Source organism: Pseudomonas sp. NPDC090203 (genome assembly GCF_044746765.1).
In the GTDB taxonomy this organism is placed as follows: domain Bacteria; phylum Pseudomonadota; class Gammaproteobacteria; order Pseudomonadales; family Pseudomonadaceae; genus Aquipseudomonas; species Aquipseudomonas putida_AD.
Genome location: NZ_JBIVCV010000009.1, coordinates 1 through 13,617 on the forward strand (window position 1 = coordinate 1; position 13,617 = coordinate 13,617).

General features: G+C 62.9%; 8 protein-coding genes. 5 read left to right on the forward strand and 3 right to left on the reverse strand.

Features of this window, described 5'->3' with window-relative positions; translation table 11 throughout:
* Positions 1-252: 252 nt before the first annotated feature.
* Positions 253-3,099 carry an RNA polymerase-associated protein RapA gene (rapA, locus tag ACIPO9_RS16550; RefSeq protein ID WP_400782140.1) on the reverse strand — a complete coding sequence of 949 codons (2,847 nt, stop codon included), beginning with the start codon at positions 3,097-3,099 and terminating at the stop codon, positions 253-255.
* Between the two features lie 230 nt (positions 3,100-3,329).
* Between rapA and ACIPO9_RS16555 the strand changes: the two genes are divergently transcribed.
* The 3 genes from ACIPO9_RS16555 (at position 3,330) to ccoM (ending at position 4,205) form a co-directional block, all read left to right on the forward strand.
* A complete protein-coding gene (locus ACIPO9_RS16555) occupies positions 3,330-3,704 on the forward strand; it encodes an aspartate-semialdehyde dehydrogenase (RefSeq protein ID WP_274136508.1) in 375 nt (124 codons plus the stop codon).
* A 95-nt stretch (positions 3,705-3,799) separates the two neighbouring features.
* Positions 3,800-3,958 carry a hypothetical protein gene (locus ACIPO9_RS16560; protein ID WP_274136507.1) on the forward strand — a complete coding sequence of 53 codons (159 nt, stop codon included), beginning with the start codon at positions 3,800-3,802 and terminating at the stop codon, positions 3,956-3,958.
* Positions 3,959-4,088: 130 nt separating this feature from the next.
* On the forward strand, positions 4,089-4,205 hold the full coding sequence (gene ccoM / locus ACIPO9_RS16565; protein ID WP_337993922.1) for a cytochrome c oxidase subunit CcoM: 117 nt from the start codon (positions 4,089-4,091) through the stop codon (positions 4,203-4,205).
* A 921-nt stretch (positions 4,206-5,126) separates the two neighbouring features.
* On the opposite strand, the gene nirD is transcribed toward ccoM, so the two are convergent.
* Together nirD and nirB are read right to left on the reverse strand one after the other, a co-directional pair.
* Positions 5,127-5,504, reverse strand: a complete 378-nt coding sequence (gene nirD / locus ACIPO9_RS16570) for a nitrite reductase small subunit NirD (protein ID WP_400782143.1) — start codon at positions 5,502-5,504, stop codon at positions 5,127-5,129.
* Entirely contained in the window at positions 5,501-8,062 is a 2,562-nt protein-coding gene (nirB, locus tag ACIPO9_RS16575; RefSeq protein WP_400782146.1) for a nitrite reductase large subunit NirB, read from the reverse strand. The genes nirD and nirB overlap by 4 nt, the downstream gene beginning before the upstream one ends.
* Before the next feature lie 657 nt (positions 8,063-8,719).
* Here nirB and ACIPO9_RS16580 point away from each other — a divergent pair.
* Complete coding sequence (locus ACIPO9_RS16580; RefSeq protein ID WP_400782148.1) at positions 8,720-12,478, forward strand: molybdopterin-dependent oxidoreductase; 3,759 nt, start codon at positions 8,720-8,722, stop codon at positions 12,476-12,478.
* A 178-nt stretch (positions 12,479-12,656) separates the two neighbouring features.
* Positions 12,657-13,445: an FKBP-type peptidyl-prolyl cis-trans isomerase gene (locus ACIPO9_RS16585; RefSeq protein WP_274136503.1), complete on the forward strand. Its 789-nt coding sequence runs from the start codon at positions 12,657-12,659 to the stop codon at positions 13,443-13,445.
* Positions 13,446-13,617 lie beyond the last annotated feature (172 nt).

The following is a 13,617-nucleotide window of genomic DNA, read 5'->3' on the forward strand; positions in this document are numbered from 1 at the left end:
CGCGATGGCGATCTATCAGTGATGAAGATGTCGGCTGACACACCGCAGTCGCGGGCAAGCGCGCTCCTACAGCGTTAGCGGTGTGTCTGGGATGAACATGCACCTGGCAGACCGCAATCGCGAGCAAGCTCACTCCTACAGATGTGCACCACTGTAGGAGCGCGCTTGCCCGCGACGGCGGTGGGTCAGGCACTGCATCTGTGTCTGATCCACCGCTGCCGCCGGCGAGCCGTGCTGCTACTAGGGTTGGCGTTAGCCCGCCACCAACACGCGGATCGCTTCCAGGCGCAGCGCGGCTTTTTCCAGCATCGCCAGGCCTTGTTCGCGCAGGTCGCGCAGGGCGGTCAGTTCGCTGTCGCGTACGGTCGGGTTGACCGCTTGCAAGGCGGTCAGGCGCGCCAGTTCTTCGTCGGTGTCCGCGGCTAGGCGACGCTGGGCCTCGGCCACGCGTTCGGCGTGCTTGGGTGCGATCTTGCTTTCGGCGGCGTTGATCTGCGGGTTGAGCACATCGCGCTGGGCCTGAATGAACTTGTTCGCGCTGGCCCGTGGCACGCTTTCGAGCTGGTCGTTCAGGGTGGTGAACGACACGCGGCTCGACAGGTCGTTGCCATTGCCGTCCAGTAGGCAGCGCAGGGCAGCCGGTGGCAGGTAGCGGCCCAGTTGCAGCGAGCGCGGCGCGACCACTTCACTGACATACAGCAGTTCAAGCAGCACGGTGCCGGGCTTGAGTGCCTTGTTCTTGATCAGCGCGACGGCGGTGTTGCCCATCGAACCGGACAGCACCAGATCCATGCCGCCCTGCACCATCGGGTGTTCCCAGGTGATGAACTGCATGTCCTCGCGGGACAGCGCCTGGTTGCGGTCGTAGGTGATGGTCACGCCTTCGTCGTCGCCCAGCGGGAAACTGGCGTCGAGCATCTTCTCGCTCGGCTTGAGGATCAGCGCGTTTTCCGAATGGTCTTCGCTGTCGATGCCGAAGGCGTCGAACAGGGTTTCCATGTAGATCGGCAGGGTGAATTGGTCGTCCTGCTCCAGGATCGCCTCCACCAGCGCTTCACCTTCGCCCGCGCCACCGGAGTTGAGTTCCAGCAGGCGGTCGCGACCGGTGTGCAGCTCGGTTTCCAGGCGCTCGCGCTCGGTGCGGGCTTCGGTGACCAGTGCCTGCCAGTCGTCTTCGTCGCCGCCTTCAAGCTGCGGCAGCAGACGCGGGCCGAACTGATGCTGCAGGGCGTTGCCGGTCGGGCAGGTATTGAGGAAAGCGTTCAGCGCCTCGTGATACCACTGGAACAGACGCTCTTGCGGGCTGGTTTCCAGGTACGGCACGTGCAGCTCGATGGTGTGCTTCTGGCCGATACGGTCCAGACGGCCGATGCGCTGCTCCAGCAGGTCAGGGTGCGCTGGCAGATCGAACAGCACCAGGTGATGGGCAAACTGGAAGTTGCGGCCTTCACTGCCGATTTCCGAACAGATCAGCACCTGGGCGCCGAATTCTTCGTCCGCGAAGTAGGCGGCGGCGCGGTCGCGTTCCAGGATGTTCATGCCTTCATGGAACACCGTGGCCGGAATGCCGGAGCGCACGCGCAGGGCGTCTTCCAGGTCCATCGCGGTTTCGGCGTGGGCGCAGATCACCAGCACCTTGACGCGCTTGAGCATCTTCAGTGTGTCGATCAGCCAGTCGACGCGCGGGTCGAAGCGCCACCAGCGTTCTTCTTCGCTGGTTTCGCCCTGGGCCTGGAAGCTGACTTCCGGGTACAGGTCGGCGTGATCGCCAATCGGCAGTTCCAGGTATTCGGCAGGGCACGGCAGTGGGTAGGGGTGCAGGTTGCGCTCCGGGAACCCTTGCACGGCGGCGCGGGTGTTGCGGAACAGCACGCGGCCGGTGCCGTGGCGGTCGAGCAGTTCGCGGATCAGGCGGGCGCTGGCTTCGGTGTCGCCATCGGCCACGGCGGCCAGCAGCGCTTCGCCTTCGGCGCCGAGGAAACCGTGGATGGTTTCGTGGGCCTTGGGCGAAAGACGGCCTTGATCGAGCAGTTCCTGAACGGCTTCGGCCACCGGGCGATAATTTTCGCTCTCGGCGCGGAAGGCTGTCAGGTCATGGAAACGGTTCGGGTCCAGCAGGCGCAGGCGGGCGAAGTGGCTGTCCTGACCCAGTTGTTCAGGGGTGGCGGTGAGCAGCAGCACGCCCGGGATCACTTCGGCCAGTTGCTCGACCAGCGAATACTCGGGGCTGACCTTGTCTTCGTGCCAGACCAGGTGGTGGGCTTCGTCGACGACCATCAGGTCCCAGCCAGCAGCAAACAATGCGTCCTGGGCCTTTTCGTCTTCCACCAGCCATTCCAGCGACACCAGTGCAAGCTGGGTATCTTCGAACGGGTTGGTGGCATCGCTCTCGATGAAACGCTCGGCGTCGAACAGCGCGACCTGCAGGTTGAAACGGCGGCGCATTTCCACCAGCCACTGGTGCTGCAGGTTTTCCGGAACCAGGATCAGCACGCGACTGGCGCGGCCCGAAAGCAACTGGCGATGGATCACCAGACCCGCTTCGATGGTCTTGCCCAGGCCCACTTCATCGGCCAGCAGTACGCGCGGCGCGATGCGGTCGGCGACTTCACGGGCGATGTGCAACTGGTGGGCGATAGGCTGGGCGCGAACGCCGCCCAGGCCCCACAGCGAGGATTGCAGCTGACGGCTGGTGTGCTCCAGGGTGTGGTAACGCAGGGAGAACCAGGCCAGCGGGTCGATCTGCCCGGCGAACAGACGGTCGCTCGCCAGACGGAACTGGATGAAGTTCGACAGCTGGGTTTCCGGCAGGGTGACCGGCTCGTTCTGCGCGTTCAGGCCGTGGTAGACCAGCAGGCCATCGACGTCGTCGACCTCGCGAACGGTCATCTTCCAGTTTTCGAAGTGGGTGATGGTGTCACCCGGCGAAAAGCGCACCCGCGTCAGCGGCGCATTGCGCAAAGCATACTGGCGGGTGTCGCCAGTGGCCGGATAGAGCACGGTCAACAAGCGGCCGTCCTGTGCCAGAACGGTGCCTAAACCCAGCTCGGCTTCGCTGTCGCTAATCCAGCGTTGCCCCGGTTGATACTGCTGCGCCATGCTGCCTGACTCCCGCCTTGAAAAAGCCGACTATGGTAACGGAACAAGGCGCCCAGGCCAAAGCCTTGTGCGTAACCGGAAGGGTATTACGTCCGTATTTGCTGGGCGAGGGGCTTTGCGCGCAGACTGGTCGGGGCACTTGTTGCGAAAAACATAGTCGAAACTTCCTTGCACGGCGGCTAAAGTCGACGAAACGGCAGCCGAAAGCCTGATAACAGGAGACCATTACCATGCTGCCACCGCTGATCCCCTTGAGTGCGGCACCCGTGACTGCGCAGCAGGACCCGGTCAAACCGACGCCCAGCGTGCCGCCGGTGACACCTACTCAGCCAAGCTCCAACGAATCGACCATCGACATGCGCCAGCGTGAGCCGGAAGAAGCCCAGGTGTTGCTGCGTGAAGAGCAGCGCCGCCAGCAGCGACGACGACGCGACCGCCGAACCGCCGACCGTCATCCCGAGTTGAACGCTGACGATGCCGAGCACAAACCGCATCCGGGGCCGGCGATACCCGGCGATTACCTGAACGCCGACAACACCGTGCCGGTGGTGCCGATCATCGACGACGAACCGCGCCAGGGCCTGTGGGTGGACCTCAAGGTCTGAAGCAGGATTTCCCGAGGCGGAATGTTTCAGCCTCTAGTCAGCGCCGATTCGATTGCGCATTATTGTCGTCAATAGGCAATCGAGAGCAGCACGCCATGAGCGACGACAATCTGGTGGACCTGGGCGCAGAGCGCGCCAAACGTGTCCATGACCTCAACGACAAGCGGCTCAACGAAGTGCGCCAGGCCTTCGAGCAGGCCATGCCGTTGGCCAAACCCCGCAAGAAACCCAAGAGCAAGCCCAAGAAGCGCTAGTCCTTCTTCCTGCCCAATCGACTCAAGCCGCCAGCCCAATGCGCGGTGGCGTTGATCTGAGTCAACACTTCCCGATACCCCTCTGGTTACTCTGCACCCATCGAACAGGGTCACAGCAGGAGGGGCGTTCATGTTTCTCGATCATGCAGTGCTGGCCGGGGTTATCACGGTCATGTTGATGCTGAGCTTTTTCGCGGCTCTGGCGCTGTTCATATGGAGAGACTCGCACAAGCGCGGCAAGGACTGAGTCTCCCTCGACAAGAGCACGCAAGGCATTTGGGGCAACTTCGGTTGCCCGTTTTTTTTGCCCGTTTATTCCTGGCGATGATTCCCGTAGCAGCACGGCTTGCCGGCGGGGGCGTCCGCAAGATCGCTCCCGCCGGCAAGCCGTGCTGCTACGGGGCGGTGGGGTGCTTTTGATTGTGATTTTGCTTTTGATCTTTGTGCGCGATGGTGCAGACACCGCCGAACGCGACGTCAAGGCGCCAGGCCGAGCGCAGGTGTCGTGGAGGGGGATGAGCGGCAGGAAGCCGCGAAAGCTGTGCGGGCCATGGATGGCCCATCACAGCGTGCCCCCGGAACGGCGCCGGAGTCGAGGGAAGTCCGACGAAGGAGGACCCCAGCCAGGAGCAAATGGTTTGCCTACTTTCCCGAAAGAAAGTAGGTCGCCCGTAAGGGGCGAAACCCATAAGTCCAGCCAACACGACAATGGATATGTCCCGAATGCGCGCGTCACGGTGGTTTAGCATTAGGGGAGCATATCCGTTGGCGAGGGTGACGCTGATTCGGCTTTCCGCCCTTACGGCGGGTCACTTTCCTTTCGGGGAAAGTAACCAAAGCCATTTGCGACAGGCTGGGCCGCGACTTCGTCTCGGTTCCCTCCCTCCGGCGTCGTTCCGGGGGCACGCCGTGATGGGCCATCCATGGCCCGCACGGCTTTCGCGGCTTCCCTGCCGCTCATCCCCCTACACGACGCCTACGCTCGGCCTGGCGCCTTAACGTCGCGTTCTGCGGCGCCTGCACTATCGCGTAAGAAGATCAAGATCAAGATCAAGATCAAGATCAAGATCTTTGGTTGTACACCCACCCGTAGCAGTCCGGCTTGCCGGCGGGGGCGATCTCGAGGCCGCCCCCGCCGGCAAGCCGTGCTGCTACGGGGCGAGGCAACTCAGCTCACATCGATTTCCACCACATCCCCCACGGTGCGAACCGGCCAGGTGCGCAGGTGCAGGGCGGCGTCTTCAAGGCAGGTGCCGTCTTCGAGACGGTAATGCTGTTTATAGAGTGGCGAAGCAATCACCAGGTCGCCCGCCAGGCTGCCGATCAGGCCGCGGCCGATCACGTTGACCCCGGACACCGGGTCGCGGTTGTCCACGGCAAACAACCTCGGTGTGCCGCTGGTCGAAGCCACCCAAAACAACGCCACCTGGGCAGTGCCCACCAGCGCCACGACGCCGGAATTGAGGACCAGATCCTCGCGGGTGCACACGGCGCGCCAGGCGTGGGTCTGGGCGGTGTTGTTCAGCAGTGCATTGGCCTGGCTCATCGTACGGTCTCCGCAACAGGGATAAGGTTGAGTTCATTGGCCCGTGCCGGACGGCGCTGGCTACGTTCCTTGACGAAATGAATGTCCGGGTCGGCGCTCTTGTCGTTGACGAAGGTGCGGAAGCGCTTGAGCTTTTCCGGGCTCTTGAGTGCATTGGCCCATTCGCATTCGTAGCGGTCGACCACCAGTTGCATCTGCTCCTCGAGTTCGGCTGCCAGGCCCAGGCTGTCGTCGATCACCACGGCCTTGAGGTAATCCAGGCCGCCTTCCAGGGATTCGCGCCATACCGAGGTGCGCTGAAGTTTGTCGGCGGTGCGGATGTAGAACATCAGCACGCGGTCGATGTAGCGAATCAGCGTGGCGTCGTCCAGGTCCGTGGCGAACAGCTCGGCGTGGCGCGGGCGCATGCCGCCGTTGCCGCACACATACAGGTTCCAGCCGTTCTCGGTGGCGATCACGCCGATATCCTTGCTCTGGGCCTCGGCGCATTCGCGGGTGCAACCGGACACCGCGAACTTGAGCTTGTGTGGCGAGCGCAGGCCTTTGTAGCGATCCTCGATGGTCAGTGCCATCTGCACACTGTCCTGCACGCCATAACGACACCAGGTACTGCCGACGCAGGATTTCACCGTGCGCGTCGATTTGCCATAGGCGTGGCCGGTCTCGAAACCGGCGGCGATCAGTTCGGCCCAGATGTCCGGCAGCTCATGCAATTGCGCACCGAACAGGTCGATGCGCTGGCCGCCGGTGATCTTGGTGTACAGGTCGTATTTCTTCGCCACCGCGCCAATGGCAATCAGGCCGTCCGGGGTGATTTCCCCCGCCGGAATGCGCGGCACCACTGAGTAGGTGCCGTTCTTCTGCATGTTGGCCATGAAGGTGTCGTTGGTGTCCTGCAGCGGCACCAGCGTAGGGTCCATGATCGGCTTGTTCCAGCAGGACGCAAGGATCGACCCGACCACCGGTTTGCAGATGTCGCAACCGACATGACCCTTGCCGTGGAGCGCCAGCATCCGCTCGAAACTCTCGATGTTCTCGACACGGGCGAAGGCGTAAAGCTCCTGGCGAGTGAACGCGAAGTGCTCGCACAGGCTCTTGTCCACCGCCACGCCACGGGCGATCAGTTCGTGCTCGAACACACTCTTGAGCAAGGCCGAACAGCCGCCGCAACCGGTGGCCGCCTTGGTGCAGGCCTTAAGCCCGGCAAGGTCGGTGCAGCCGCCGTCGATGGCCGAGCAGATCGAAGCCTTGCTGACGTTGTGGCAGGAACAGATGGTCGCCGTGGCGGGCAGCGCGTCTGCGCCCAGGGTCGGTGCGCCTTCGCTTTGCGGCAGGATCAGGCTCGACGGATCGGCCGGCAGCTTGATGCCGTTCTGCGCGTATTGCAGCAGGGTGTCGTAGTAACTGTTGTCGCCGACCAGTACCGCGCCCAGCACCTGCTTGCCATCGGCGGACACCACCAGGCGGCGGTAGGTCGAGGTGGCTTCGTCGATATAGCGATAGCTGCGCGCACCGGTCAGGGCGCCGTGGGCATCGCCGATGGAACCGACATCCACGCCGAGCAGCTTGAGTTTGGTCGACATGTCGGCGCCGAAGAAGGGTTCGGCGTCCAGGTCGCACAACTGCGCGGCGACGCTGCGGGCCATCTGGTAGCCCGGCGCGACGAGGCCGAAGATGCTGCCATTCCACGCGGCGCACTCACCGATGGCGAAGATGTCGGCGTCGTTGGTGCGGCAGTGCTCGTCGATGGCAACGCCGCCCCGTGGGCCCAGCTCCAGTTCGCACTGGCGGGCGAGTGCGTCCTGAGGACGGATGCCGGCGGAGAACACGATCAGATCGGTTTCGAGGAACTCATCCCCGGCGAAGTTCATGCGGTAGCGCAGTTCCTGGCCTGCACTGATCGACTGGGTGGCGCGTGACAGGTGCACGCCGACGCCCAAGGCTTCGATGCGCGCCTTCAGCGCAGCCCCGCCCAGATCGTCCAGTTGCACCGGCATCAGGCGCGGGGCGAACTCCACCACATGGGCTTCCAGGCCCAGGGACTTGAGGGCGTTCGCCGCTTCCAGCCCCAACAGGCCACCGCCGACCACCACGCCTCGCTTGGCGTTGGCGGCTGCGGCGCGAATGGTGTCCAGGTCGTCCAGGGTGCGATAGACCAGGCGCGAGTGGCCTTCGGCGCCTTCGATCGGTGGCACAAACGGGTAGGAGCCGGTGGCCAGCACCAGTTTGTCGAAGCCGAACGCGCCCTTGGCGGTAATCACTTCGCGGCGGGCCCGGTCGATTTCCAGCACGGGCACGCCCAGGTGCAGGGTCAGGCCGGGTTGCTCATAGAGAGAGGCATCGCTCAGGGCCAGTGACTCGGCATCGCGGCCGCCAAAGTATTCCGACAGGTGCACGCGGTCGTAGGCGCGCTGATCTTCTTCGCCGAACACATGGATGCGATAGCGCTCAAGGGCACCGGCGGCGATCAGTTGTTCGACGCAGTGATGCCCGACCATCCCGTTACCCACGACGATCAGGGTTTCCAGATCTTTTACAGAGGCGACTGTGGTGTTCATATCGAGTCCCGGCCGAGGCCAATCAGGTTTTTTCGAAGCAAAAAAAAGGCGCCCGGAACCGTTGGGTTCCAGGCGCCTTTGCCTGTTCTTTTAGGGGTTGGCACTCGACCACAGTGTCGGCGCAACCTGTAAGCCCGTGCCTTGAAGGCGGACGATCATCGTTGACCGACCCGGGCTGCCCGCGTTTTGAGGCGGGGCTTGGGGGGAGTGAAGCAATGGGTGTGCCAGTGCGCTGCTACGCCTGTGATTCTGCCCGCCAGGGCGTAGGAGCGCGCTTGCCCGCGATCTGCCGGGAACCGGCAATAAATCAGCCACTTCGGTTGTTTCAGGTGCACCGCGGTTGCCGGGTTTTCTGCCGCTTTGCGGCAGGTCGCGGGCAAGCGCGCTCCTACAAGAGCGGTGGTCTCGGTAGGCACGAAAAGGGTGCGATTTCCCCTGTGGCGCCCCATCGTGATGCCGACTGCGCGCCACCTCTCCGTAGCAGCACGGCTTGCCGGCGGGAGCGTCCGTGAAATGCAATAAATGGCCTGCCCTTTGCAAAGCCACCTACATGGGCAGTCAACGCCGATTGCCATTTCCACGACAAAGGCGCCGTGTGCTCCCCGTTTTCGACGAGGGGGGAACAGGGCGTCTTTTTTGTTTTCGGGAAATGGAAATATGGCCAGCAACGATGTGCGAAGCGTGTGTCCTTATTGCGGTGTCGGCTGCGGCATCGTCATGCAGGTGGAAAATAACCGGGTGATCAAGGTCAGCGGCGACAAGTCCCACCCCAGCAACTTCGGCCGCCTGTGCACCAAGGGCACCACGGCGGGCCAGGCCCTCGTCGAGTCCGGGCGCATGGAAGACGCCTGGCTGCGCCATGCCCGCCATCAGGAACCGGTGCGCAGCGACATGGCCGACGCGATCCGCGAAACGGGTTCACGGCTGCGCGCGATCCTCGACCGCGATGGCCCCGATGCCCTGGCTTTCTATGTGTCCGGCCAGATGTCGCTGGAGGCGCAGTATCTGGTCAATAAACTGGCCAAGGGTTTCGTGGGCACCAACAACATCGAGTCCAACTCGCGGCTGTGCATGGCCAGCGCAGGCAGTGGCTACAAACTGTCGCTGGGCTCCGATGGCCCGCCGGGCTCCTACGACGACTTTGACAAGGCCGACCTGTTTTTCGTGATCGGCGCCAACATGGCCGACTGTCACCCGATCCTGTTCCTGCGCATGATGGACCGGGTCAAGGCCGGGGCGAAGCTGATCGTGGTCGACCCGCGCCGCAGCGCCACCGCCGACAAGGCTAGTCTGTTCCTGCAAATCAAACCCGGCACCGACCTGGCACTGCTCAACGGCCTGCTGCGCCTGTTGCTGGAGAACGGCGACGTCGATGCCCGGTTCATCGCTTCATATACCCAGGGCTGGGAGGCCATGCCAGGTTTTCTCGCCGACTACACCCCGGACAAGGTATCGCTCATCACGGGCCTGACAGAAGCCGACATTCGCAAGGCCGCCGAGATGATCGGTCAGGCACCGGAGTGGATGAGCTGCTGGACCATGGGCCTGAACCAGAGCACCCACGGCACCTGGAACACCAACGCGCTGTGCAACCTGCACCTGGCCACCGGCGCGATCTGCCGCCCCGGCAGCGGGCCGTTTTCCCTCACCGGGCAGCCCAATGCCATGGGCGGACGCGAGATGGGCTACATGGGGCCGGGTCTGCCCGGGCAGCGCTCGGTGCTGGTCGAGGACGAGCGCCAGTTCATCGAAGACCTGTGGGCGATTCCACGGGGCAGCCTGGGCCAGAAGCTCGGCGGCGGCACCATCGACATGTTCCAGCAGATGCGCGACGGTACGATCAAGGCCTGCTGGATCATCTGCACTAACCCGGTGGCCAGCGTTGCCAATCGCACCACAGTGATCGAAGCGTTGCAGGCCGCTGAGCTGGTGATCACCCAGGATGCGTTTCTGGACACTGAAACCAATCGCTACGCCGACATCCTCCTGCCTGGTGCGCTGTGGGCCGAGGCCGAGGGGGTCATGATCAACTCCGAGCGCAACCTGAACCTGACCCAGAAAGCGGTTGACGCACCGGGCCAGGCTTTGCCGGACTGGCAGATCATCGCTCTCGTCGCCTGTGAAATGGGCTTCGGCGAGGCCTTCGGTTACACCAGCGCCGAAGAAGTGTTCGAGGAAATCAAACAGGCCTGCAACCCGAAAACCGGCTACGACATTCGCGGCGCCAGTTACGCGCGGCTGCGTGAACAACCGCTGCAATGGCCCTGCGCCCCCGGTGACGAAAACACGCGCAACCCGATCCGCTACCTGAAAGACGCCGCCATCCGCTTCGCCACCGAGAGCGGCAAGGCCATGTTCTTGCCGCGCCCGCACATGCCCCCGGCGGAAATGCCCAACGATGATTTCCCCATGGTGCTCAACACCGGCCGGGTCCAGCACCAGTGGCACACCCTGACCAAGACCGGAAAAATCCCCACCCTGAACAAGCTCAACCCCGGCCCCTTCGTCGAAATCCATCCCGATGATGCGCAGGTCTTGGGCATCAGGGACAAGGACGCGGTCGAGATCCGATCCACCCGAGGGCAGGCGGTGTTGCCTGCGGTGGTCACGGATCGCGTTCGCCCCGGCAACTGTTTTGCGCCGTTTCACTGGAACGACCGGTACGGCGAGCACCTGGCGATCAACGCGGTGACCAGCGACGCCATCGACCCGATTTCCCGCCAGCCCGAATTCAAGTTCTGTGCGGTGGCCCTGAAGAAGGTCGAGTTGATCGGCCACCGTTTCCTTGACCTGCCTGACACGGTTGACGAGCCAGTGGATGCCTGCGAAGGCGAGCCGCTGCTGACCCTGCTGTGGGCTTCGCAGACCGGCAATGCGGAAACCCTGGCCAAGCGTTATGGCAGCCATCTGCGCACCGCTGGTGTGGCCGTGCAGGTAGCGGCCATGGACAGTTTTCCGCCGGCGCGATTGAGCCAGGTGGAGAACCTCGCGCTCATCAGCAGCACCTTTGGCGACGGTGATTCGCCCGACAACGGCCAGGGTTTCTGGCAGTCACTGAGTGCGCAGCAGGAGCGTCTGGAGTCGTTGCGTTATGCGGTCCTGGCACTGGGAGATCCCAGTTATGAAACCTTCTGCCAGCACGGCAGGAATCTCGATCAACGCCTGCTCACGCTGGGAGCCTCGCCGCTGATTGAACGGGTCGATTGCGACGGGGATTTTCAGGCCCACGCCGATGGCTGGTTCAAGGCATTGCAGCAGGCGTTGGCCCTGGACATCCCTGACGAAATTCTCGATAGCCCGGTCAGCGACCAGCCGACCCGCGCTCGACCGCACCGCTCGCGCCTTGTGATCAACCGACGTTTGAACGGCGAGGGCGCCGCCAAGGACACCCGGCAGTTCGCCCTGACCCTGGGTGACTCGGGCATGACATATCAAGCGGGCGATGCGCTGGGTGTGTGGCCGCAGAACTGCCCGGCGCTGGTGGATGAAGTGCTTGAACTCACCGGGCTCAAGGGCGAGCAGCCGGTGAGTGTCGACAAAGTGGGCGAGGTTTCGCTGCGTCAGGCATTGACTGAGCACTACGAAATAGCCCGCCCCAGTGCCGAATCCCTCGAACTCATCGCCCGGCACGGCAGGCATTCGGATTTGCAGAACCTGCTTGGCGAGTCGCTCAAGGGCGAGTTGAAAAGCTGGTTGTGGGGGCGGCAACTGGCGGACGTGCTGCGTGAATTCCCGCTGCGTTGCGCAGGGCAGGAACTGCTCGAAAGCCTGCGGCCTTTGCAGCCGCGCCTTTATTCAATTGCCTCAAGCGCCATGGCCCATCCCGATCAGGTCCACCTGACCGTCTCGGCCGTGCGTTATGGCAAGCGAAAGGGCGTGTCATCGACCTTCCTCGCGGACCGTGCAGAAGATTGCGAGGTGCCGATCTTCCTTCAGCCCAGCCGCCATTTTCGGGTACCCGCAGATGGAGATGTACCGATCATCATGATCGGCCCAGGCACCGGCGTGGCGCCGTTTCGGGCATTCCTGCAAGAGCGTCAGGCGCGGGGTGACCAAGGCAAGAACTGGCTGTTCTTTGGTGAGCAACATCTGGCCACGGATTTCTACTACCGCGATGAATTGCAGGGCATGCACAAGAGCGGCCTGCTGACCCACCTGAGCCTGGCATTCTCCCGGGATCAGGCAGAGAAGATCTACGTCCAGCAGCGCATCCGCGAACAGGGGGCGCAGTTGTGGAGGTGGCTGCAAGAGGGGGCGCAGATCTATATCTGCGGCGACGCCACCCACATGGCCAGGGACGTGGACCTGGCGCTGCGCGAAGCCATCGCCACCCATGGCGGCCTGAGCGAGGAATGCGCCGCCGAGCACTTGCGCTACCTGGCGGAGCAGAAGCGCTATCTGCGCGATGTTTATTGAGAGAGGAGGTCAGGCTGAACCGAAACTGAACAGTTTTATCGATCCAACAACAATTCCTTTGCTCTCCTGAACTTATCTGCCTTTTCTCCCTCTCATGCCGGTAGCCATTGATCGCGGCGGCCTGATAAGCTCGCGGCTTTACTCGTTTGCCCTATTGGCGCATGAACAAGGAAACAGGATGAAACAGCATCGGTTAGCAGCGGCGATTGCCCTGGTCGGTCTGGTACTCGCGGGCTGCGACAAGCAAGCCAGCACCGTTGAGCTGAAAACCCCGGCACAGAAAGCCTCTTATGGCATCGGCCTGAACATGGGCAAGAGCCTGGCTCAGGAAGGCATGGACGATCTGGATTCCAAAGCCGTAGCGCTGGGTATCGAAGACGCCGTCGGCAAGAAAGAGCAGAAGCTCAAGGACGAAGAGCTGGTTGCAGCCTTCGGCGAGCTGCAAAAACGCGCTGAAGAGCGCATGGCCAAGATGAGCGAAGAGTCGGCCGCAGCCGGCAAGAAATTCCTCGAAGAGAACGGCAAGCGCAAGGAAGTCACCACTACCGCTTCCGGCCTGCAATACGAAGTCATCAAGAAAGCCGACGGTCCTGTACCCAAGCCGACTGACGTCGTGACCGTTCACTACGAAGGCAAGCTGACTGACGGCAAGGTGTTCGACAGCTCCGTCGAGCGCGGCAGCCCGATCGATCTGCCGGTCAGCGGTGTGATCCCGGGTTGGGTCGAAGGCCTGCAACTGATGCACGTCGGCGAGAAGATCAAGCTGTACATCCCGAGCGAGCTGGCTTACGGCGCGCAAAGCCCGAGCCCGACCATCCCGGCCAACTCGGTGCTGGTGTTCGACCTGGAACTGCTGGGCATCAAGGACCCTGCAGCCGCAGGCGCCAATGACGCCGCCGCCCAGGGCGACGAAGAGGAAGAAGCAGCGCCGGCGGCAGAACCTGCCAAGCCCGCTGCCAAGAAGTAATCGATAGATCGATTGCCCTTTGAATGAAAATGCCCCGTCTTGACGGGGCATTTTCATTTCTGCGGGCAAACCTTTCGAACGCAGAGAGGCCCGGGCAGTCTCAATACGGGTGAATGTCCCGGCAAATGTCGGCTTTAGAGATCGCTTTCCCAGGCTGGGGCGCATGGCCATT